General features: G+C 36.0%; 23 protein-coding genes and 1 pseudogene. 18 read left to right on the top strand and 6 right to left on the bottom strand.

Annotated elements, in window-relative coordinates; translation table 11 throughout:
• Window positions 1–90: 90 nt before the first annotated feature.
• Together ABOA58_RS16275 and ABOA58_RS16270 are read left to right on the top strand one after the other, a co-directional pair.
• Complete coding sequence (locus ABOA58_RS16275) at window positions 91–1,509, top strand: aspartate ammonia-lyase (RefSeq protein ID WP_350299216.1); 1,419 nt, start codon at window positions 91–93, stop codon at window positions 1,507–1,509.
• A gap of 238 nt (window positions 1,510–1,747) precedes the next feature.
• A complete protein-coding gene (locus tag ABOA58_RS16270; protein WP_350299215.1) occupies window positions 1,748–1,975 on the top strand; it encodes a hypothetical protein in 228 nt (75 codons plus the stop codon).
• A gap of 151 nt (window positions 1,976–2,126) precedes the next feature.
• On the opposite strand, the pseudogene ABOA58_RS16265 reads toward ABOA58_RS16270, so the two are convergent.
• Together ABOA58_RS16265 and ABOA58_RS16260 are read right to left on the bottom strand one after the other, a co-directional pair.
• Window positions 2,127–2,255, bottom strand: a pseudogene (locus ABOA58_RS16265) (MFS transporter); the annotation flags it as partial.
• Between the two features lie 367 nt (window positions 2,256–2,622).
• Window positions 2,623–3,369 carry an SDR family oxidoreductase gene (locus tag ABOA58_RS16260; RefSeq protein WP_350299214.1) on the bottom strand — a complete coding sequence of 249 codons (747 nt, stop codon included), beginning with the start codon at window positions 3,367–3,369 and terminating at the stop codon, window positions 2,623–2,625.
• A 188-nt stretch (window positions 3,370–3,557) separates the two neighbouring features.
• Between ABOA58_RS16260 and ABOA58_RS16255 the strand changes: the two genes are divergently transcribed.
• Entirely contained in the window at window positions 3,558–4,103 is a 546-nt protein-coding gene (locus tag ABOA58_RS16255; RefSeq protein WP_350299213.1) for a TetR/AcrR family transcriptional regulator C-terminal domain-containing protein, read from the top strand.
• Window positions 4,104–4,399: 296 nt separating this feature from the next.
• Here ABOA58_RS16255 and ABOA58_RS16250 read toward each other — a convergent pair whose 3' ends face one another.
• Window positions 4,400–5,308, bottom strand: a complete 909-nt coding sequence (locus tag ABOA58_RS16250; RefSeq protein WP_350299212.1) for a LysR family transcriptional regulator — start codon at window positions 5,306–5,308, stop codon at window positions 4,400–4,402.
• 134 nt (window positions 5,309–5,442) lie between these two features.
• Between ABOA58_RS16250 and ABOA58_RS16245 the strand changes: the two genes are divergently transcribed.
• From ABOA58_RS16245 to ABOA58_RS16220, 6 genes are all read left to right on the top strand, one after another.
• Window positions 5,443–6,528, top strand: a complete 1,086-nt coding sequence (locus ABOA58_RS16245) for an alpha/beta hydrolase (protein ID WP_350299211.1) — start codon at window positions 5,443–5,445, stop codon at window positions 6,526–6,528.
• 407 nt (window positions 6,529–6,935) lie between these two features.
• Window positions 6,936–7,505 carry a cyclophilin-like fold protein gene (locus tag ABOA58_RS16240; RefSeq protein ID WP_350299210.1) on the top strand — a complete coding sequence of 190 codons (570 nt, stop codon included), beginning with the start codon at window positions 6,936–6,938 and terminating at the stop codon, window positions 7,503–7,505.
• Between the two features lie 88 nt (window positions 7,506–7,593).
• Window positions 7,594–8,763, top strand: coding sequence for an MFS transporter (locus ABOA58_RS16235; RefSeq protein ID WP_350299209.1), 1,170 nt, complete (start codon window positions 7,594–7,596; stop codon window positions 8,761–8,763).
• A 158-nt stretch (window positions 8,764–8,921) separates the two neighbouring features.
• The gene (locus tag ABOA58_RS16230; protein ID WP_350299208.1) at window positions 8,922–9,629 is read left to right on the top strand and encodes an SDR family oxidoreductase; all 708 of its coding nucleotides are present in this window, start codon (window positions 8,922–8,924) and stop codon (window positions 9,627–9,629) included.
• A 670-nt stretch (window positions 9,630–10,299) separates the two neighbouring features.
• A complete protein-coding gene (locus tag ABOA58_RS16225; protein WP_350299207.1) occupies window positions 10,300–10,797 on the top strand; it encodes a hypothetical protein in 498 nt (165 codons plus the stop codon).
• Between the two features lie 149 nt (window positions 10,798–10,946).
• On the top strand, window positions 10,947–11,213 hold the full coding sequence (locus tag ABOA58_RS16220) for a CPCC family cysteine-rich protein (protein WP_350299206.1): 267 nt from the start codon (window positions 10,947–10,949) through the stop codon (window positions 11,211–11,213).
• 392 nt (window positions 11,214–11,605) lie between these two features.
• On the opposite strand, the gene ABOA58_RS16215 is transcribed toward ABOA58_RS16220, so the two are convergent.
• A complete protein-coding gene (locus ABOA58_RS16215; RefSeq protein WP_350299205.1) occupies window positions 11,606–13,063 on the bottom strand; it encodes a S8 family serine peptidase in 1,458 nt (485 codons plus the stop codon).
• Between the two features lie 208 nt (window positions 13,064–13,271).
• Between ABOA58_RS16215 and ABOA58_RS16210 the strand changes: the two genes are divergently transcribed.
• The 6 genes from ABOA58_RS16210 to ABOA58_RS16185 all read left to right on the top strand — a co-directional run bounded on the left by ABOA58_RS16210 (window position 13,272) and on the right by ABOA58_RS16185 (window position 17,244).
• Entirely contained in the window at window positions 13,272–13,706 is a 435-nt protein-coding gene (locus tag ABOA58_RS16210) for an SMI1/KNR4 family protein (protein ID WP_350299204.1), read from the top strand.
• A 437-nt stretch (window positions 13,707–14,143) separates the two neighbouring features.
• On the top strand, window positions 14,144–14,422 hold the full coding sequence (locus ABOA58_RS16205; protein ID WP_350299203.1) for a YesK family protein: 279 nt from the start codon (window positions 14,144–14,146) through the stop codon (window positions 14,420–14,422).
• Window positions 14,423–14,767: 345 nt separating this feature from the next.
• Entirely contained in the window at window positions 14,768–15,160 is a 393-nt protein-coding gene (locus ABOA58_RS16200; protein ID WP_350299202.1) for a sigma-70 family RNA polymerase sigma factor, read from the top strand.
• A 404-nt stretch (window positions 15,161–15,564) separates the two neighbouring features.
• Window positions 15,565–15,915, top strand: a complete 351-nt coding sequence (locus ABOA58_RS16195) for a hypothetical protein (RefSeq protein WP_350299201.1) — start codon at window positions 15,565–15,567, stop codon at window positions 15,913–15,915.
• Between the two features lie 146 nt (window positions 15,916–16,061).
• Entirely contained in the window at window positions 16,062–16,799 is a 738-nt protein-coding gene (locus ABOA58_RS16190; protein WP_350299200.1) for a polysaccharide deacetylase family protein, read from the top strand.
• 274 nt (window positions 16,800–17,073) lie between these two features.
• A complete protein-coding gene (locus ABOA58_RS16185; protein WP_350299199.1) occupies window positions 17,074–17,244 on the top strand; it encodes a hypothetical protein in 171 nt (56 codons plus the stop codon).
• Window positions 17,245–17,950: 706 nt separating this feature from the next.
• Here ABOA58_RS16185 and ABOA58_RS16180 read toward each other — a convergent pair.
• Window positions 17,951–18,568 (bottom strand): cell wall hydrolase, encoded by a 618-nt coding sequence (locus tag ABOA58_RS16180; RefSeq protein WP_350299198.1) that lies wholly within the window; start codon window positions 18,566–18,568, stop codon window positions 17,951–17,953.
• A gap of 530 nt (window positions 18,569–19,098) precedes the next feature.
• Here ABOA58_RS16180 and ABOA58_RS16175 point away from each other — a divergent pair.
• Window positions 19,099–20,487 (top strand): M28 family peptidase, encoded by a 1,389-nt coding sequence (locus ABOA58_RS16175; RefSeq protein WP_350299197.1) that lies wholly within the window; start codon window positions 19,099–19,101, stop codon window positions 20,485–20,487.
• A gap of 392 nt (window positions 20,488–20,879) precedes the next feature.
• Window positions 20,880–21,332: a GrpB family protein gene (locus tag ABOA58_RS16170; protein WP_350299196.1), complete on the top strand. Its 453-nt coding sequence runs from the start codon at window positions 20,880–20,882 to the stop codon at window positions 21,330–21,332.
• Between the two features lie 149 nt (window positions 21,333–21,481).
• Here the strand turns inward: ABOA58_RS16170 and ABOA58_RS16165 are convergent, their stop codons facing one another.
• Window positions 21,482–22,705, bottom strand: a complete 1,224-nt coding sequence (locus ABOA58_RS16165) for an IS110 family transposase (protein WP_350299195.1) — start codon at window positions 22,703–22,705, stop codon at window positions 21,482–21,484.
• A gap of 404 nt (window positions 22,706–23,109) precedes the next feature.
• Between ABOA58_RS16165 and ABOA58_RS16160 the strand changes: the two genes are divergently transcribed.
• Complete coding sequence (locus ABOA58_RS16160) at window positions 23,110–23,388, top strand: hypothetical protein (protein ID WP_350299194.1); 279 nt, start codon at window positions 23,110–23,112, stop codon at window positions 23,386–23,388.
• The last annotated feature ends 37 nt before the right edge of the window (window positions 23,389–23,425 follow it).

Below are 23,425 nucleotides of genomic sequence, written 5' to 3'. Positions count from 1 at the left end.
ATATAAGTGAAAGGTGTTTAAATTGCTATTATTAATCTATTTAAACACCTTTCTTTTTGTTCTGACAGTTAATGAAGGGAGTATTATAAAATGCGAGTTGAAAAAGATTTAATCGGAGTATTGGAAATTGATGAAGACGTTTATTATGGAATACAAACGGCGCGGGCCTGTCAGAACTTCTCAATTTCCGGATTGACGATAGAATTATACCCCCACTTAATAAAAAGCATGGCCTATATAAAAAAAGCAGCTGCATTGTCTAACCATAGTGTAGGAGCTCTTGATCCTGAGAAGAAAGATGTAATATGCCAAGCGATAGACGAAATAGTGAATGGAGAAATGGAAAATCAATTTCCTGTTGACATTTATCACGCTGGCGGAGGAATTTCAATAAATATGAACGTAAACGAAGTAATAGCCAACCGGGCAAATGAATTACTCACTGGTTATAAAGGATATGATTGTATACATCCAAATGAACATGTTAACATGTCTCAATCTACGAATGACGTGCTTGCAAGTGCAATGAAGATGGCTTGCTTTTTCTATATAGATGATTTATTAATCAGTTTAAATAAAATCGAACGAACATTGGCGAATAAAACGGATGAATTTTCAGGTGTTGTAAAAATAGCAAGAACTTGTCTCCAAGATGCCGTACCAATTACTCTAGGACAGCAATTTAGCGGGTATCATTCTTTTATCAAGAGACAAATAATAGAAATGAAAAAACGGCAAAAAGATTGTTTGTCTATTGTAATAGGTGCAACTGCAGTGGGGACAGGTATCGGAGTAGCGCCTGGCTATACTGAAAAGATGTACGAGTATTTACCAGAGATATCACAGGTAGCTGTTATCAAAATGGATAATTTTTTCGATGGACTGCAAAATGCAGACATTTATATAAAGATATCTTCTTGTTTAAAAGGATTATCGAGTGGATTATCAAAAATGGCTAGCGATTTAAGGTTACTTTCATCAGGACCAAGGGCGGGATTCGCTGAAATCATATTGCCGGCGGTACAGCCCGGTTCTTCCATTATGCCTGGGAAAATCAATCCATGTATACCTGAAATGATGATGCAAGTTTGTTTTGATGTCTATGGAAATGATCAAGCAATTACCTTCGCTGTAGATCGTGGCGAACTGGATTTGAACATCTGGGAACCGATTATTTTAAAAAATATATTTGATTCATTTTCTATTTTGACCAAATGCATTACCCTGTTTACTGAAAAGTGCCTAAATGGTATTGAAGCAAATAAAATGGTTTGTTTGAATAATGCGGAAAGTTCGTTATCTTTGTCCGTGGTTATTTCTTCTCTTTTCGGGTATCAAGCAGCAAACGAAGTAGCTTTAGCAGCATACGAAAGAAAACTAACAGTAAGAGAAGTAGCAGTTGAAAAAGGACTTTTAAGTGAAGCGGAAGCGGCTGAGTTACTAAATCCTGCAAACTTAATTGATTCTGTAAAGATGCAACATTTGTTAAACTCCAGATTACATAAATAGCTGAAACTAGGGGTAAAAAACGACGCCTTTTAAGTATTATTATCTGAATAATGAAGAAGTGTGAGGGAGAGAAAATAAGAATGCTCAACTATACCTACTTAACTCCCTTATAGATAACCACAAAGTTAATGATGGTATCGACTTTTTGATTTATGAATTGGTTTAGCGTGAAAAAAATGAATAAACAATCATATAAAGCCAATTCTATATACAAGAATGATAAAAAGGAGAGTACATCGTGAAGCCATATGAAATAAAAAATATGATTATTGATGACGAGTTTGATGGTGAAGAATCGGTTACAGCTGATTTTACTCACAAATATAAAGATTATAGCATTACTTTTAAAAAAGAAGATCTTGAAGTAATTAATACATGGGTTTTTGAGGATAATTCATCTCTTCCAGCAAATTTATCAGGTACTATCATTGAATCAATAAGGGAAGAAATTAAAAAGAGAATCTAGTCATTTGTACTAGATCTTTTTTTTTGTCATTTTCTTAATCGAAGAAAAATTTAGCCTTGTTTATATTAATAAAAGATAATGAAGTGGGAAAAAATGATTGCAAAAACAAAACAAAGAATATCTTAATGGCTCCTAGTAATTACTTTATCGCTTATCTAGATAGTTGTTGTGTAGGAGTAAACATGTAGTTTCTAAGTAAGATAGTTGCCAAACTTAGAATCAATGATAGGATTCCCACTAATACGACGTATTGTGTACCCAGTCCTGATATAAATAACCCCCATTTCGGTATTTATGATGCCGAAAACTCCTATGGTCAATATGAAAATCAGCAAGTTATTTCATTTAGTCATAAAATGGATCTCCTTCTTTCAGTACAGTGTCATTTTGTAGTTTCGTAAAAGGGGAGTTATTTAAGGCCTTTACCTATCATTTAGATAACTTTTTCAATAAGTGATTACAGTTTTCATTTGGCTGTTTTCTCCATTAATATCCAGACCTTTTAAACGATATCAGTTTTTTTGAACTCCTCTTTGTTCCTGCCTCTGAATAAATTTCAAAGTATAAAGCTTAGGCTGTCGAGGTCTACTCGACAGCCTAAGCTTTAGAAAATGAATAGCTCTTAGTTTTATCTCATCTTGTAATTTTTACCAAGGTTGACTTGTTGGTCCAATTGTAAACTCATTAATGTTAGTATCTTCTGGCTGATCAATCGCGAATGCCACAATATTTGCAACTCGATCAGGTGCGATACCATATTTTTCGTACAAATCAGTCATACCTTCTGAAATATTCTTATCAGTAATCGTATCCAACAATTCCGTGTTGATCGCTGCTGGATAAATAGTAGCTGTGCGGATGTTAGTACCTTCTTGGGCAGATTCCATACGCAAAACTTCCATTAAATCACGAACAGCCCACTTTGTTGCGCCATAAACCGCACCGCCTGGGTAAGCTTTAAGCCCAGCTACTGATGAAGTAGTGATGATATGTCCAGACTTTTGCGATGTAAATGTTGGCAATACTGCGGCGATACCATTCAATACACCTTTAATATTAACGTCAACCATACTGTTCCATTCGTTGGTTTTTAATTCGGAAAGTGGTGAATTAGGCATTATTCCAGCGTTCAAGAAGATTACATCGGCACCACCAAAAGTCTCTTTAGCTTGTTGAACAGGCTGCTGACTATCATCAGGATTAACAACATCTGTGACGCGATAGGCAGCTTGTCCACCAGCTTTTTGAATTTCCTCAGTCAATGCTTTTAATTTGTCTTCGCGACGAGCGCCCAAAACAACTTTAGCACCTTTACTGGCCAATAATTTTGCAGTTGCTTCACCAATTCCAGATGAGGCTCCAGTGATTATAATTACTTTGTTTTCAATTGTCATTTCGAGTTTTCATCCTTTCAAATTAAAATAAAACTACAATTGATGTTTTCTCGACATCTGTCTATAATTTAAAATATAAATATAAACAAAACAAGGCATATAAATCGTTAATTTAATCAGTTTTGATGTTTAAACAACAAATCAATAAAAATTGTCGACTATCTCAGGGAAAGTATGGTGTTAATAACATGGCAAAAGTGGATAGAAGAATTGTTAGAACTCAAAATGCAATTAAAAATGCATTTCTTGAATTGATGTCAGAAAAAAATTTCGATAGCATTACCATTCAGGATATATCTGACAGGGCAAATATTAACCGTGCAACTGTTTATCTTCATTACTTGGATAAATTTGATCTGTTGGATAAGATCATAGAAGAACATATCAATAACATGGTTAACCTTTGTGAGTCGGAAGCTGAAATGGATTGGATTGAATCGACTGTACACTGCATGGAATATCTTGAAAGCAATTATTTATTTTTTTCGACGATGTTGGTGAGTGAAGGAGCTCCGTACTTTCGCAGCCGGTTTGTTCAGCATAATATCGAAGAGTTCAAAAAAGACGTGGATATAACAAAAGGCAAAAATTTTGGTCAAAACGAAGATGTAGTTGTCGAATTTGTTGCAAATGCTTACGTAGGTGTAGTGGAATGGTGGCTGAAAAATGGTATGCCTTATCCACCAGAGGAAATGGCAAAAAAAGTGGGGGATTTATTAGAGAGGATTTTATAGATTTTATCGCATGAAAAATCTATCTTATTTATTAAGGAGGGAGGAGGGTGATGTGTCCTTCTCTCTTCAATAAGAATGTTGTATGTGAGGGTTTCACTTAAAATAACGGGTGCGTTAGCTGAAGATTGGAGCTGTCTTTAAGGCAGCTTTTTCTTATGGAACTAAAGGGGCAGTTTAGTTTTATAAGCCTATTAATAATAAAGGGACAGTACCTATTTTTCATGGTATTGTCCCTTTTTTGTGTGATTTATTTTTTCAAACCAGCTGCAAAGAAGGGACCATTAGTTCTGAAAACACTATATATCTGATAAAGAATTCGAAAATTTCTCCTGAATTTCTTTTAAAAAGATATCAGAAGCAGCGGAAAAAACATGATGCTTTTTCCAAACAATATTTAAGCCAGATTCAAGTCTTGGCGCTAGCGGTCTAAAACAAAGGTTACTATGAATAGACGTATTCACTATTTTATCTAGGACTACTGCATAACCAATGCCCTCATCAACCATAATGGCAGCATTATATGCAAGATTGTATGTAGTCACAACATTTAATTTATCAAAATCTTCACCAAACCAATCCGCAAATTCATTTTTAGAAAATGTCTGTTTCATAACCTGTCGCGAACAAATTACCGGAACATTTAATAAATCCACTGCTTGAACTGTATCTTTGAAAGCAAGAGGACTGTCTTTCCTCATAACAACGCCCCAAACATCCTTGACTGGGATATCGATATAATTGTATTTTGATAAATCAGCTGGTTGAATTAAAATACCAAAGTCAAGAAATCCTTTGTCAAGCCGTTCAGTCACATCGTCTTCGTTTCCGCTGTGGAGGTGATACCGAATATTTGGATAACTTATCTGTAAATCCTTTACTACTCGTGCAATCTCTCTCATAGCGTCTGTTTCCCCACCACCTATATAAACATCACCAGTTATTGTTTCTTCCATTGAACTAAATTCTGCCTCTAATTTATCGACCATATCAATGATTTCTTCTGCTCTCTTCCGCAGGAGCATTCCTTCATCTGTGAGGATGATACTGTGACTGCTGCGATTAAATAATTTTTTCCCCAACTCTCGTTCAAGGTCTTTTAATTGTCTTGACAAGGTTGGCTGTGTAACATGCAAAAAATCAGCAGCACCCGTAATGCTTCCTTCTCTTGCAACCGTAAGAAAATATCGCAAAACTCTAAATTCCATATAGCACTCCTCCTTTATAATGTTATAGTATAACCGTTTGAGAAATGCTTATAAAGCATATCTTGATATGAGATATGAGTATTTGATATATGAAAAAAGGACGCTAGAATAAATAACAAGGGAGGTAATTTAAAATGAAAAAAAAATCTATTAGCACGCGTGTACTCACAGTGATAACACTGGGCTTGCTTTTATCCGCGACCATCGTTGCATCCACGACAGGCGTTGGCGCTGCATACACGCCGGACATGTCCAATGGAGCAGACAACTTTTACAAGAGCAACAAGGTAACCATAAAGAAGGTTGAGTTTAAAAATCAATACAACATGAATGTTGTAGGGAATCTTTTTATTCCCAAAGGTTTGAAGAAGAACACCAAAAATCCCGCGATCATTGTCGGGCATCCTATGGGCGCAGTAAAAGAACAAAGTGCGAATCTGTATGCCACCAAAATGGCTGAACGGGGATTCGTTACTTTGTCCTTGGATTTGTCTTTCTGGGGAGAGAGTGAGGGTCAGCCTCGCAACGTGGTTTCCCCGGATATCTATGCGGAGGATTTCAGTGCTGCGATGGATTTCCTAGGCACCCGGTCGTTTGTTGACAGGGATCGGATTGGTGTTCTCGGGATTTGTGGAAGCGGGAGCTTTGCCATCAGCGCAGCCAAGATCGACCCGCGCATGAAAGCCATTGCGACTGTCAGTATGTACGATATGGGTGCCGCCAACCGTAACGGGCTTAAACACTCGCAGACTCTCGAGCAGAGAAAGAAGATTCTCGAAGAGGCAGCGGAGCAACGCTATGTGGAGTTCACAGGCGGTAAAACCAAATACACAAGTGGGACAGTACATGAACTAAATGAAAACTCTACTGCCATTGAACGTGAGTTTTATGACTTCTACCGCACTCCAAGAGGTGAATTCACTCCAAAGGACTCGTCACCTGAACTCACGACACACCCAACGCTGACCAGTAACGTCAAGTTCATGAATTTTTACCCGTTCGAAGACATAGAGACGATTTCTCCTCGTCCTATGCTTTTCATCACGGGTGAAAACGCTCATTCCAGAGAGTTTAGCCAAGACGCCTTCAAGCTGGCGGGTGAACCGAAGGAACTCTACATTGTTCCGGGCGCAGGTCATGTGGATCTGTACGACCGTGTGAATTTGATCCCCTTTGACAAGCTCGGGTCCTTCTTCAAAGAAAATCTGAAAAAAAAATAAGGCTTGTGTTGGAAGATCGTAGGTAGCTTTGCATGCTAATGGTACTTTGAGTGAAATCCACTGCGTGAATCCCGCTACTCTTGTCGGGATTCACACTTGGATTTTCAGTTCAATAAAAGCCTTTTTAGTGTGGCTTCTTGGCTTTTGGGTATTCTTCTATCTTTTTTCTACATATTTAGGTCACCTAACTTCCCTAAAGATAATCAACATTTTTAATTGGTTTGCTCAATAATCAAAAAATTGCATTCATTTAACCGTTTTGAGAAATGCTGGAGTCATGCCAACTGCTCCACTTTCAGAAAAACGCTTTGATGAAATTTTAAAATGCCTCAAATCAAAGAGCCGTTTTTTAACAAAGGAACTAATTTGTATACGGAACTTTTTTATAAGTAAACTGGGGGAATTTAATGAATAAAACCGTCCAACAGATACTGTTATCACTCACAGTATCTTCAATGTTTTTAACAGCTTGCAATAGCAGGACCAATGAAGGAAATACAAGTAGCGAAGAAAGTTTGGCTATCCATCAAAGCAGTAAACAAGGAGTGACAGCTGATGAATCAAACAGCGGGGATAGCCAGGATTCTACACTTGATAATGAAGGGGCAGATGCTATGGGAGATATACGAATAAAATTAACATTTAACAACGAAGAAGTCATTGTCAACATGGATGATAATCAAACAAGTAAGGATTTTTTATCATTACTCCCACTTACATTAACATTTGAAGATTATGCAGGTACGGAAAAAATTAGTTATCCATCAAATAAATTATCAACTGAAGGGGCACCATCAGGAATTGACCCTACAGCTGGAGACTTCACTTATTATGCTCCATGGGGAAATTTAGCTATATATTATAATGATTTTAGATATTCAGATGGGCTTATTAAACTAGGGAAGATCGAATCTGGAGTAGAGAAATTTCAAGATATCAACAGTGATTTTACAGTTACAATTGAAAAAGTTGACTAACTGATTAAGGCAAGATAGCTCCCTAAATAACTCACCTTTACGCAACTAGAAGATAACACTTCAAGAAAGAAAGAAGGAAATCTATTTTATGTCTAAACGAAATAATTTACTTATATTCACATTGACCATAGGGGCCTTCGGCATCATAAATACTGAAATGGGGGTTATAGGGATATTACCCTATATTGCTGATCACTTTCATGTCAGTGTATCAAAAGCAGGGTTGCTGGTGAGTCTTTTTGCCCTTGTTGTTGCTGTATCTGGTCCAACTATGCCGCTATTATTTTCGGGGATAAATCGAAAGAAGGCAATGTTACTAGTACTTGGTATTTTCGTTACAGGTAACATTGTTTCTATATTTACATCTAACTTTGCCATTGCAATAATTGCGCGTGTGATTCCAGCCATATTTCATCCAATCTATTTTTCAGCAGCTTTTACAATGGCTGCTAACTCAGTTAGCAAGGAAGAAGCTCCAAAAGCTGTTTCAAAAGTTTTTATTGGAGTATCTGCGGGAATGGTACTCGGTGTACCAATCGCAAGTTTTCTTGCTAGTACAGTTTCGTTTCAAATATCAATGGCATTTTTCGCCATCGTGAACGCTATAGTATTTATTGCTACATTAGTATTATTCCCTTCTATGCCTGTTAAAGAAAGACTTTCTTACGGAGCTCAATTATCGGTATTAAAAAACCCAATTATATGGCTTTCCATTGTTGCTGTCATTTTACTGAATTCAGCAGTATTTGGGGTGTATAGTTATCTTGCTGAGTATCTTAAAACTGTTACGAATATTTCTGGGAAATCAATTAGTTTAATGTTGGTCATATTCGGAGGGGCAAATATTATTGGGAACATTATGGCGGGGAATTTACTTACAAAAGATGCCATCAAATCTGTAGTATCTTTTCCTTTTGCATTGGGAGCCGTTTACATCATATTATTCTTATTAGGACAGTTTACTTTACCTATGGGTATCATTACTTTAGTTTGGGGAATTTTGGCTGGTATAGGAACTAATATTAATCAATATTGGATTACGTCTGCAGCCCCAGAAGCTCCCGATTTCGCTAATGGATTATTTTTATCATCCGTTAACTTAGGAACAACAATCGGTACAGCTGTAGGTGGATTATTTATATCAGAAATGGGTACACAATACGTCATACTAGTGGGGTTATTATCGTTATTATTGAGTGTAGTATTTATTTTACTAAGAAACTACATGTACAGTCCTATAAAACAACTTTCTAGATAAGGTATTCATTCAACAATGTATAACAATTTTTCGATCATTATTGAATTATCATGCCTGTCCAATTGGATTTCCAGGTGTTACTTTAATTAAAAAGCAAATCTAAAACTTAACCTAGCCTATAGCCAAGGTTATTATTAGGCGAGAAACGGAGGAGTTAAATGTCACACGATAAACAAGTTGCACTTGTCACCGGCGGGAATCGGGGAATTGGATATGAGCTGGTCAAGCAATTGGCGTTGAAGGGTTTTAAGGTCATTTTGGCAAGTCGGGATCCAATGAAAGGTTATGAAGCTACGCAAAAACTTAAGGAGTTAGATCTGGATGTTTCGTGTGTAGAGATGGATGTCACCAATCAAGAAAGCATCCATCAAGCTTCGGTTGCAATAAATGAGAAGTATGGAAGATTAGACGTATTGATAAATAATGGTGGCGTTTATTTGGGTGAAAATGAAAAGTTATTGAATATGGAACCTTCAATTCTAGAGGGGACGATGGCAACTAATTTCTTTGGGGTTTACCATGTGATTCATTCCTTTATTCCACTCATGGAAAAGCAAGGTTATGGGAGAATTATTAATGTTTCTTCAGAATATGGATCGATGAGTGAAATGTCATATCAAGGAGTAGGCGCATATAAGTTGTCTAAACTTGCCATAAATGGATTGACGCGATTGGTAGCGGCAGAAATCAAAGATGATATCAAAATAAACGCGGTCGATCCGGGATGGGTAAGCTCAGATATGGGTGGACCATCGGCTCCAAGAACGCCAAAGCAAGCGGCGGAGTCTATCCTTTGGCTAGCGACGATCGGACCTGAAGGACCTTCCGGAGGGTTCTTTAGAGATGGAAAACAAATTCCTTGGTAACATTAGTGTTGATTAAGAAATTCCTTTCAGTAAGAACTCGAAATGTAACATATTCCTTGAGTACAAAGGTGTTTCTGTTAACTTAAAAAATTCACTTAAGTCTATAGTCGCGTGCTTATGTCGAAAATAAGCGAAGCTAATATTCTGAAATCTCAATTCCCCAATGACTTGATACCTCATAAACGTAAGGAGCAGTAAACTGATATTTCAATGGTAAGATACTTGTCCTTATCTTCCTTCTGTACACATTGGCGTAAATCCAGGCAGAACAAAACGAAGAATTTGTCCATAGTATTAGAAGTGAATTAGAGGACTTTTTGGCGGATTATAATACCATAAGCTTGTCTTCATTTTACTCTTTGGTCATTACCCACGGTCAACCTCATTTTCATAGTAAATTAGAAGTAATGTCACAAAAGTTTTAAATAGGTTAACATTTTTTATTTCACCACCTGTGTTTAAAAAAGGCCATCATTTGGTGGCCTTTTGAATGTGAAAAACTATCCTTAATTAACTAACGGGCAGGTTAGTTGAATAAGGAAAAAAGTGATTTAATGTTGGTTTATACATATATGATCCTTTAACACAGAAAAGTTTTATTCTCGTTTATGATATAATTTCGATTGAAGAATATCGAATTATACTATGACTATTAGATTGGTTGTTGAAGATGAAAAAGAAGAAAAAGAAGAAAAACGAATCAAATATAATTAAAATGACATTTGGAAAGAATTCTTATGTTAAGGACGATGAAACAGATTTTATATTTGCCTGGTTACATCCTATTATTTCGTGTAGGTTATGTATCAAGTATTTTATAAAATGGATAACGTCTGTGGATTCTTCTTTAGCACCTAATGTTCAGCGTTACTACATTTTATTCTTTACATTGATATTGAGATCATTTTTGTGGATTTATATTGGAATGGGGATCGGGGTAATCTCAAATGATGAGTCAGATGGTATGAGGTTAGTGACAGAGATTCCAATGACTATCGGGATGTCATTTTTATGTATATTTGGACTGTTGTTGGTTATACGGATTGTAATTTCTTTCTTTGAACTGATCAGACTAGTTAAAAAAGATAACTTAGTTTTGTATGGTTTGGGAGTTACAGTTGTATATGGATTTATTGGCATGGTTATGTTGGGAAGTGCAATGAGGTAGTTTTATACAATGTATTTCTTCAGGTAACGGGTTCGTTAGCTGAAGAACGGAGCTGTCTTTAAGGCAGCCTTTTTCTTATGGAACTATCGGGGCAGGATAGTGGAAAAAGAAAGCATGGTAAAAATTCATAAAAAGATCGAGGTGATTGTATGAAATATACTTGTCCTTGCTGTGGATATAAAACATTAGATGAAGAACCTACCGATACATATGCAATTTGCAAAATATGCTTTTGGGAAGATGATGGTGTTCAATTTCGAGACCCTGATTACGAAGGCGGGGCTAATGAAGTTTCATTAAGGCAAGCACAAAAAAACTTCGTTAAGTTTGGGGCATGCGAAGAAGGCTGTATTGGGTTTGTAAGAAAGCCAAATGGGAAAGATATAATAGACCCTGATTGGAATCCGTTTATTTAGAGAAAGTTTTTTAGCTAACGGGTGCGTTAGCTGAAGATCGGAGCTGTCTTTAAGGCAGCTTTTTCTTATGCAACTAACGGGGCAGGATAGTTCCATAACACAAATTGGAAAATGTTTTTTTACTTGGACTAGAAATTGTAATTAAGATAAAACAAAAAAATCCCAACAATTAAGTTGGGAATGAATTTTAACTGGTGAGTTGTGTTAATTAGAATATGGCTTCACGCATTTTATGTGTTTCTGTTTTTTATATTTCGGGCATATAGTTTCTTTGTTGAGCAAAGAAGCGTTTTTTTATGGATATATTTTTTCCAATTACTGTTCGTGTTGCAGTTTCTGATCAAGAATCTTTCCTTGTACTTTTAATATTACATCTTATTTAGAAGCATAAGCTACTTCTTTATATTTTCTAATGCTCTATAAGCATTTGCTTCTCCTGAACCAAATAAAGCATCTTGTCCATTCTTTCCATAATCAATAGCTGTTTGCTTAATACGTGCTGTTACTTGGGCAGGTTTATACTCCGGATGAGCTGCCTTAATAACTCCTGCAATTCCAGCTACTTGAGGAGTGGCCATAGAAGTGCCAGCATTAAACTCATATGGAGTACCTAAATAGGTAGGCCAAGTACTTAGGATTAAGTTACTAGGATCAGCCGTCGCAGGATCATTGGTTTCTGCATATTTAGGCCCGTAATCTCCTCCAGGAGCTGCCACGTCAATAGCACTGTTTCCATAATTAGAGTAGAAAGCAAGCTGTTGAGTGGACCATTTTGTGGAGGCAGACACATTAATAACTCCTGGCATTTGTGCTGGTACCACAGTTGCAGGCCCTTTCACGCTCATTCCATATGGTTCATACATTTTATTTAAAAATTCGTTTACTTCCTTCTTGTCATCTAAATTTAAACTTTCATTACCACTACCGGCTACTACAGTTACTCCATTCTTTACTGCATATTGAATTGCTCTCTTCCAAAGTAACGTTTCAGCGACTGATTTATAACTTTCTCCCTCAATTGTCATTTTGGTATTATTATAGAAACGAAGAGACATATTAATAACATCTACCTTGTCATTTGTTGCTGCAATAATTCCATCTATAATCCAAGTGGGTAATCCAAGGGCTTGCTCTGAGTATAATACGCGATAGGATCGGATTCCTAAATCTGGTCCTACACCGCTTACTTTACCATTTGCTCCAATGATCCCGGCAACGTGGGTACCGTGCCCATTGCGATCTTTTATATCAGTGGGATCACCTGTTTCAGATTCATCCATTCCAGCAGGAACAAGATTACGTCCACCTATTATATTATTCTTTAAGTCAGGATGAGACTCATCAATTCCAGTATCAATCACTCCCACCACTGCTTTATGAGTAATACTGCCATCTTTATTTTTATATCCGCCTGTTTCTAAATCATATGATTTCCCGTCGTTGGTCACCCTTTGAATATCCCATTGGGAGTCCCAATAACTCTCTGATTTTTGCTGGCTGATGATACTAGACTCATAGTTATAAGGGCTGACTGCTGTTTTGTTTAACGTTAGGGGAATTTCTCTGTTAGCAGCCTCAATTGAAGAATTACTTTTTAGGTTTTTAAGAAAAGAAGGCTCGTCAGATTGAGCTTCTATTCCTCCAACTTCGGGAAGAACTTTGGTTACTTTACCACCAGCTTTCCGTATTACCTCTTGATAATTCTCTGGTAATCCACTTTTAAAAGCTATTGCGTATGTGTCATTCATCTCCTGATTTTGACTCTTAGCTTGGGCGGGAACACCACCAACGGATAGTATCCCTGCTCCTACTGCAATCGAAAGTACCGTATGTAGAATTTTCTTTTTCATATGTCTCCTCCTATTTATGGAAATTATTCATCATATACTATCTTAATATACAACAACTTAAATTCCAAGTTTTCCTAATTAATCTCATATTCTTGAAATTGGCTGCTCTTTTTCTTATGAAATATCGGGTCAGGATAGCTGAATAAGGTTTTTGAAGAAAAATCAAGAAGTTTTATGTAAAAGAATTTGAAGGGATGGTACGTATTAAATGAATGATGTAATCGATTTGATTGACACAAGAAAACCTGGTGTTACGGATGTAGATATAAAATCAGCAGAAGAACAATTAAGAGTTGTATTTCCCAAACAATTCAAAGAACTTTTTAAACTATCTAACAATGCTCAGATTGATGTATGGACTCTGTTTCCTATTAAAGACTCCAAAAACTTAAAGAGAACCTGGGATGATATTGTAAGACAAAATCAAGATGTGAGAGATGAAAGAATGGCTGATGACCTAATATCTATTGGTGAAGATGGTACAGGGGACATATTATGTTTTCGGATTGTTGATACGGTAATGGATGGTAAAATTTATATTTGGTATCACGAAACCGAAGAATTAGAAGAATTAGCTTCTAGCTTAAAAGAATTTATTGTATCGAATTCTGAATTTGAAGATGAGATTGATGAGGGTGAATAAATAATAAGCTAATCTTGTTGAACTAATAGGTGCTTTACTTGAATAAGGGAGTTGCTTTTGCATATGGAATTATCGGGTCAGGATAGTTCCATAAGATTATTGATAAAACGAATTTACAATAGAATTATTGATTTACTTGAAAATGATAAGAAAAATTAATTTTTTTCTCTTTTGGCATTAATCCTTACTGCACTATTTATTTCAACTCTACAATAAATCTTAATGAACTAACGGGTGCGTTAGCTGAAGATGGAGCTGTCTTTAAGGCAGCTTTTTCTTATGGAACTTAAGCGGCAGGATAGTTCAACACGCAAATTGTATTCGAACTGTGCAATAAATACTGAACAATGAGAATAGAAAAATGATATTTAAATCTAATTATTGGATTTTTATGGTAAAATAGGTTTTTAAACTGTTGTTATGAACGAGGTGATTTAATGGATATTTTATTCTCTCCTTATGCAAGCTACGGGATTACCTTTATACTTCTAGTTACTTTTGTAATAGCTCTTAGAAAGAACAAAAAAGGAATAGCAATTGTTTGTCCACTTATTTTCATCTTTTTAGGCATTATTAGTATCGTATCTGGCCCTTTAGTTGTAGGAGGTTTTGAAGGAATGGCTGTTTCCATATCAGGTTTTGTTTATTTAGGGTTAGGAGCCATTACACAACTTATAAACAGTCTAATTATTTACAGGACAAAAAATAATTCCTAAATCCTAAAATAGCTACAGGTAATTAAACCAAAAAAATCTTATACAATTCATTAGACGGTAAATCCGTTTTTTTTATGTAGTTTGTGTCATATCTACAATAAGCGATTTTGTAGAATAAAGTGTAAACTCACAACACCTTTGAGTCGCAGAATACACTCAACAAATTCAAAAGCTATCAAAAAAAAGCAACAGTTTAAAAAAGCAGAAATCGCAAAGCGGTTTCTGTTTATTTTTTTTAACTTAGGTTTTTATTTGCATGTTATGCTTTTTCTTAAAATACTTTAACTTTTTGAAACTTTTTTGAGTATAGATTCCACTAATTATTAGTAAAGGGGGTCAAATAAGATGGAAATAGAAAGCCACCGGCTAGTTAAAAAAGCAATCAAAGGTAATAAAAGCGCCTTTGAAAAGTTAGTTCAACAACATTATGAAAGAATCTACCGTACTGCCTATCTTTATGTACATAACGAAGAAGATGCGTTGGATGTTGTCCAAGAAGCAACTTATCAGGCCTTTACATCTATCCATTCGTTAAAAAATCCGGAGTATTTTATGACCTGGCTCACCAGGATTGTCATACGATGTTCGGGGCATGTCCTAAAGAGAAAAAGCAATGTTGTTCCTTTGAGTGATGAGATATTGTCAAACCTGCCGGGTCAGGTAAATCCAAACATTGAAGAATCATTATTGCTGATTGATGCAATTCAACAGCTGAGAGAGAATTTAAAAATGGGGTAACTGTAAAACTGACCAGCGCTTACTTTGATGGCAATGTAATATCAATTACAGGATTTGTAGATGAAGATGTTGAAGAGGTGTATAACGAAAAAGGAGAAGTAAGCTTTGATGTAAACTTTGAACACAATAAAGGAGATCATGACCCCTTGGCTAAATGGAAAGTCAAATGACATTAAGAAAGTGGAAAATGGATATAACTTTCAATGGAAAATGGTATATCCTTATAAATCATTTAAGGAGAATTCTACTCTTCCCATAACGATTCATAATATCAACGGGATAAAAGGTGAATGGAATTTTGATATTCCAATTCAACAAGAAAAAATATTAAATCTTTCACCTTAAAAAGCACACGGTTCAATTTAGGCCTGCAGGCAAATGATGTTACTCAAAAAGGTGGGAAATTGGTAATAGATTATCAACTTACAGGGCTTCCGAAAAATTTGAGTAAAGGTAAACTTGAAATAATTAACCAAAATTTGAAATACCTTTTCTGGTTGGTTGATAAGGAATATTTAACTAAGATCGACCCGGAAAATCCATGGCCTCCTAAAAACCACGGTATTCCCTTTAATAAAGTAAAAATGATTGATAAGGCAACAGTACACTACCAATCTACTTTTGACTTAAACGGAGAAGAAAGGAATGAGAATTTTAAGCTGGAAAATACAATGTTGCTATTTGATTTTTCAAGCTTGGTCCCAGCTAAGGAATTAAAACCATTTACTGTTGTACTTCCAGTGGGGAATGAATAAACAATTAAAGTAGCTTATTTCAAGGAAAGTCACCATTGATGATCAATGGGAGATAGAATCAAATATGGGAGAAATCATAATAGAATTATGCTTTTGAGGCACAATAAATTGTAAAGATATAAAAAGGATGCAAAGCGAGGAATTTTATGAAAAAGGTTGTAATGTTTTTCCTATGTCTTCTTATCTTAATTCTTCCATCACAAGTTTTTGCTCAACGAAAAGTACCTATTTTAATTTATCATTCGATTGACGAGTTTACTGGGCAGGGTTCTAAGGAGCTATATGTAACTCCTGATAATTTCCAGAAACAAATGATTTATTTAAAAGACCATGGCTACACATTATTAACTTTTGATCGTTGGCAAGATATTGATAAAGAAAATAAACCCATTTTCATTACTTTTGATGACGGATACAAAAACAATCTGAATGCATTTGCTATCTTTCAAAAACTTGAAAACGAACGTTTTAAACCAAGTGGTACCATTTTTGTTATTTCTGACTTTATCGGTCGTTCAAACCGATTATCGAAATCGGATTTAAAAATGATGGCTGATTCGGGTATAATCTCAATCCAGTCTCATACTGCTACACATCCTGATTTGACGGAAATAAAAAATTATGAATATGAACTGAAAGGGTCCAAAGATAAAATTCAAAAAATAACAGGCAAACCAGTAAATGCTCTTGCGTATCCATACGGAAATTTCAATGGCAAGGTCGTAGAAGAAACGAAGAAATATTATTTGTTTGGACTTACGACAACTCCTGAACTATTTTCTGAGAAGGGCATTAAAGACGAACTTTATCTTTTACCACGAATTTATATCAAGTATTCAACTACTCTTGATGACTTTGCAAAGATAGTTGAAGGCGGTTCCTAGAGCTTTTTCTTTTGAACCAAGGGAAAAGTACTTAATATTGTTTATAAGCAAAGGGTAATTTAACTGCAAAAAGTATGCGAAGTTTTGTACTTAAACTAACGGGTGCTTTACTTCAATAAGGGAGGTTGCTGAAGCAACCTTTTTGCTATGCAACTAAAGGGGAAAGGGTAGTTTAAGTAGCGTAGTTTATTCGAATTATGAGGCAAATTGAATTATCCATTATGTTACAATTAAATAAAGGGTGTTTTAATGAAAAAAATAATTGGGGGATTATATGGTTAGAATTATCTTAGCAATAGTTGTTATTGTTCTATCAAGTTATAGACTAATAACTGAATCTAAAACCGATTTAATGCCGTATTGTATGTTTTTCTTAGGGACACTTATATTGGTAATAGGTTTAGCAGAACTTCAAAAAGACAGAAAAGGCTTTGTGGATATATGAGCATTGTTAGCTCTTTAATTGTTTTATTTGTTTCCATACAGGATTTCTTAATGCACTTAAAGGGCAGGTTTGTTACAATTGTGATGTATTCGTACTGTATAGCTACATCGAATAACAATACTTTTAATCATTAGTATGTTATAGTTAATTAGAGTTAAAATTAGAATTATATGGGGCACCTCCAGACTTCTCTTAGTCATCTTCCCTCTGTAATAGAAGGGAGACTAAGACGATATGTCCTTAGACCACATTAAAACAATGTTAGAAACCTTAAACCAGTATAATAACTGTGAAATAACATTAACTTTCAAAAACAAAAATGGTATACCGTTAATGTCTGTATGCTATGACAATAATTGTTATGAATTAACACATTTGGATACAAAAATTATCGAAACCTGTGACGATATAGAATCTGCTATCTCAGCTATTGATAAAGTTATGCAAGATAGTTCTAAAAAAACCTCTAATTAATAGAGGCTTTTTTTGTTTCACGGTTTGTTTTGTCAGCTCCTATCTTCAACTAACGGGTGCGTTAGCTGAAGATAGGAGCTGTCTTTAAGGCAGCTTTTTTTAATGGGGGTACCGCCAAAAAGGTCGGGCAACTACTGCCCGACCTTTCGACTATACCCCACTACATAGTTAATGGGATATTTATAATTCGAAACTATAAAAATATCATTCCTCAATATGTATGATATTAGTTTTACTTTGCAAATAAGTGGTTGCCTATTCTAATGACTGTTTCCCTAGTGAAAATCCATTCATCTGTTGCCGAGAACGGATTATAATAATAAACAGAACCATGAGTAGGATCCCAACCTTGTAATGCATCAATAACAGCTCGATAAGAATAGCTATTTGGGGTCAAATAATATTGCCCATCATGTACAGCTGTAAAAGCATTTGTCTGGAAAATAACATCGTAAGTATTTTTAGGAAAACCTGGCGTTGACATTCGGTTCAAAATTACTGCAGCGACAGCTACTTTTCCTTTATAAGTTTCTCCTCGAGCTTCTCCATGAACAACCCTGGCCATCATTTCAATACTATTTAATTTTTGTTGTGTTTGGAATCCAAAAACTCCATCTGGTAATAGTCCAGAATCTAGTTGAAGTTGTTTCACTGCATGATCAGTAATTGAACCATAATACCCTGTTGGTTGACTGTTAAAGTAACCCATTTTCTTTAAATTTTCTTGTAAGTCATAAACTGCTTGTCCTTGACTTCCATTGTGTAAAATTTCTTGAGCAAAGATTGAATTGGGTATAAAAAACATGAAACAAATAAAAACAACAAACGACATTTTTTTTACATTTAACATAAAATAATACCACATCCTTCGATTCATTTTCCTACTATTCTACTTTATCATACAAGAAAAATAGATTTATCTTACATTATTCCTATTTTAAACCAAAAATCGAAGAAGTTTTCAGATAAATTTGTCTGTTTATTTGGGTACCGCCTATCGCCATCAAGCTAAGAAAAAGGATTATACCCAAAACGAAAAAATAAGCTATTCTTTCTGTAAATGCTGCTGAAGATAGCTTTTTTCGTTTTGGGTTATAAAGAAATTTTAACTTGATGGGCATGTGGTAAGACCCCTTATGGAACTAACGGGGCGGTTTAGTTTAAGATGAACTTCAATCTCTTCAGACAACGAAAAGTTTTAAATGATATGATTAAATATGAATTAATATAGAATTTTAATGGGAAAGAGAAAAATCGTTCGATTCAAAGAGAGCGGGTGTCAGACACCGATTGATAGTTGGAATTTAAAGACTAATGACTCATTTACAAACTATTCAGTTAAATACATAATTAGGAATATTATGAATAAGGAGGGAATATATGTATAGAAAATCACTAACAGTACTATTAGCTGCGGGTATGGTTCTATCAACTGGTACAGTATTTGCACAAACAAACGGGGCAACAAATGCCCAGTCTGACACAGCTTTTGATAACAAAGTTATCAAAAAAATTAGTGCGGACAAAATGTATAATACGATTGCCTATCTATCAGAGCAACCGAGGGCTGCTGGTACAGAAGGGGAGCTCCGTGCAGTCAAATACATAGAAAGTCAGTTTAAGAGTCTTGGTTTTGAAACAAAGATTCAGCCTTTTCCCATCTATGATACGGTGCAAAATGTAAAAGTGAAAATTGGTGACAGTGATTTAGGGGGAACACCGCGTGCCATTAGCGGCAGTATCAGCGGGAAGGTAACGGCCGAACTTGTTAATGTTGGAAAAGCAAAGCCAGAGGAAGTTGGAGAAAATGTATCTGGGAAAATTGCACTAGTTGAACGTGGGGACATTACCTTTGTTGAAAAGGTTCAGAATGTCCTAAATAAAGGAGCGGTTGGCGTTTTAATGTACAACAACTCACCATCAGGAAATAATTTCGGACAAGTATCAGCGGGGCAAAATATACCTGCTGTAGCCATTACCCAAGCCCAAGGGTTAGAGTTGGTCGAACAGCTTAAAACTAAACAAATCACGTCCACTCTGGAAGTGGGAAAAGCTGAAAGAATCGAAAAGACATCCTACAATGTCATCGCTTCCCTAAAACCAAAAGCCAATAAGGATAATGGTCAAATCGTGACTGTTGGAGCCCATCATGACTCTGTCCCGGGCGGCCCTGGTGCAAACGATGATGCTTCGGGTGTATCAGCTGTCCTGGAACTGGCAAGGATCCTGGCCAAAACGCCAATTGACACTGAAATTCGCTTCCTCACGTTCGGATCTGAGGAAAGAGGGCTCGTTGGATCATCCTTCTATGCAGATTCCCTTCCCAAAGAGGATGTAGACCGCATGGTGGCTCACTTCCAAATGGATATGATAGGCGGACGTGATGCTGGCGAGGATAATCCTGCAGGTGGTTTGATTATGTATACCATTGATGGAATGAAAAACCTTGTGACGGACCTGGGTTCCTCAGCAGGGGCCAGAACGATGGATGTTGCGATTCCTTATGGACAGCTGGGCAGGAGTGACCACCAACCATTCCATGAGCTTGGCATTCCATCCGCCTTGTTTATCCATTCCCCTGTAGAGCCTTGGTATCACCAGCCTACAGATACACTGGATAAGATATCGAAAGAAAAATTGCAGCAAGCAGCTGAAATTGTCGGTGCCAGTGTGTATCAAATTGCCCGTCCGGAAACTCCGGCATTAACAAATGCACGTGTAGCTCCTGGCCCGGTAGACTATGATTTTGATGACCGTCCGGTAGATTAAATATTTCATTGTACAGAATTACGAGATTAATAATGGATCTTGGAGAAAATCAGGAGGGCAGCTGTGTAGTTTACAGATGCTCTCTTCTTTTTATCGGCCAGCGCCTCGTGCTTAATTTTTTCACTATTTCTAAGCTCTAAGTCTAGTGAAAATCCTATATGAAATATGTAATAAAACATACATGCTTATCCAACTCCAATACCATTCCCATTCCCACTATAAATACTCAATATTATCAGTGTACCTCTCCAATACTACTTCACAGAAATAATTTCAACAATCAATAGATAGAAATCCAAAAACAGCTCAAACTTTAAAGGATGAGCTGTTTTTTGAAATTTTAGGTTACAAACTAAATTCATATCGCTTTCTAAGTCGCAAGTAATAGAGAAGTGGAGAAAGCTTTCTTAGTGCATAAAAAAATAATTAAAGAACTTCTGGCAGAAGCTGATATCCAGCACATAAGAAGTACAGCTATACCTAATTGCCTTACAAAGGGTGATTTAGATATACAAGTGCGTGTAATTCCTGAACACTTCTCTAAAGCCGTACAAGCACTTTCACAATTATATGAACTTAATGATGGCAGTGTAAAAACTTCATTCTTCAGTTCATTTAAAGACGATACAAAAATTCCTCCTTTAGGAGTACAATTAAGTGTCATTGATTCTGAATATGATTATATTTGGAAGTTCAGAGATGTTTTATTACGAAGTGATGCTTACAGGATGGAATATGATGAGCTAAAGAGGAAGTATGAAGGCAAAAAGATGGATGAATACAGGGAAGCCAAAAACGAATTTTTCCAAAGATTAATGAAGTCTCCTGAATTTAATAATCTGTGATAAATTGCTTTTTTCATCTTCAACTACCATGAAAATAGACTTCTGGAATTTAGGGGAAAAGGCAATACTTAAGAAGACGCAGCTCATTGTTTTTTTAAAAAGGGGAGAGCGCCTAATTTACTGATTTATTGTAGGTAAGTGGACTGAATTTAAGATGCTTCAGGTTCTTGTAACGTAACTGTGTATCCTAAACTTTCAAGTCTTCTTAGTGAGTGCCGAAAAATTGATTGTTGTCTCTGCTTATCAAAGTAGTCTTCGCCTAAGTCTACATACATTTCTTTTCGAGTTAAGAGATAATAGGAGATACGTAACATGGCATGAGCGACTACTATTCCTGCTCGTTTCTTACCTTTTCGTGATGCTGTACGCCTATACAGTGCTCCGAGATAGTTTTTAGATCCTCTTACAGAATGAGCTGCTTCTGTTAATGCTGATCTCAAATACTTGTTTCCTTTTTTTGTTTTAGCCGATTTTCTTTTTCCCGCACTTTCGTTATGCCCAGGAACTAGTCCTGCCCAAGAACACATATGAGCTGCACTTGGAAACTGTTTCTTAATATCAGTCCCAATTTCAGATAAAATTTGCTCAGCCATTCTTGTAGCTATGCCAGGAATAGAGTCTAATCGTTCCACATCTTCTTGATAGGAGCTTACTCTTTCCTCGACCTCTTGGTCGAGCATCTCGATTTGCTCTGTTAAAAAATCAATATGCTTTAAAATGGTTTTTAACATGAGGCGTTGATGCGAATTGATATAACCTTTAAGGGCGAGTTCTAGTTCATCTTTCTTCTTTTTCATTGTGCGTCGAGCAAAGTTTGCTAGTTTTTCAGGGTCTTCTTCACCTTCGGCAATTGCGTTAAGCATGTCACGAGCCGAAACACCCATAACGTCTGAAACCACTGAGCCTAGCTTAATATTTGCGCCCTCTAACACTTTTTGGATGCGATTATGTTGTCTAGCACGTTCTTCAATGATACTTCTACGGTACCGAACTAGTTCACGTAGTTCCCGTTGATTTCGATCTGGAATGTAACTAGCTTTTAGAAGTCCATGACGAAGAAGTTTGGCAATCCATTCTGCATCTTTAACATCTGTTTTACGCCCTGGCACTGCTTTCATATGTTGAGCATTCACAACTAAAAACTCAATCTCTTCAGCTTCTAATAAATTAACAATAGGTTTCCAATATACACTGGTACTCTCCATGGCAACATGAGTACAGTTATTCTGTTTAATCCAATCCACTAACTGAATTAGAAAAACAGTTTTTGTTGAAAACGTTTGAATCTCCTTTCCTTCTGGTGTCATAATACATGCAGTAATATTGTCCTTATGGACATCCATACCACATGCTCTTTCAATGACTACTTCCATTGAAAACATCCTTTCTACGGCTCTCAATATAATTGGAGGCTGGTGCAAAAACCAGAATAGGATTAATCTACCATGTGTGCTTCCCGTAAGGGAGCGACAGTCAGTGGTGCACCTTGGTCGTTGGAGTCAGACTAACGGATGGGCTCTAACGCACCATAGTTCATCGACCTTCCTCTCCCAGCCGTAGAATCAGTATTGACCGTTCTGAACCATTTTCATTCTCTGTGGTGAAGCGCTGATTTTTGCGCTTCATGGATGGCTAACGGGTGCGTTAGCTGAAGATCGGAGCTGTCTTTAAGGCAGCTTTTTCTTATGGAACGAACGGGGCCGTTTAATTGAAGACGACCCGTTTGCTTAATGGTATAGTTTATTAAATTCAGTTTGTAATTTATGGGGGAAATTTAGTGTCAAATAAGTTGAAATATGTAATGGGATTGTTTTTTGAAAAAAGAGAAAGTACTAAACCATTTATACTGATTAGATATTTAATGATAATAGCAATGGGCTTAATTTTAATATTATGTATAATTAATGATTTTAATTTCATAAAAAATATATATCTTTTATTAGGAATTGGTTCAATAATAGATGGATTTGAAAGATTTTTAAAAAAGGAAAATAAGAGGCAGATGTTATTAAATTTTGGTATTGCGTTTATGTGGTTCATAGTATTTTTGATATAGCATTTATATGGTGGTTCGGAACATTTTTTAAGGAACG

The organism is Peribacillus frigoritolerans (assembly GCF_040250305.1).
In the GTDB taxonomy this organism is placed as follows: domain Bacteria; phylum Bacillota; class Bacilli; order Bacillales; family DSM-1321; genus Peribacillus.
The sequence above is the reverse complement of the archived record's forward strand: the minus strand, read 5'-3'. Positions and strand labels throughout refer to the sequence as shown.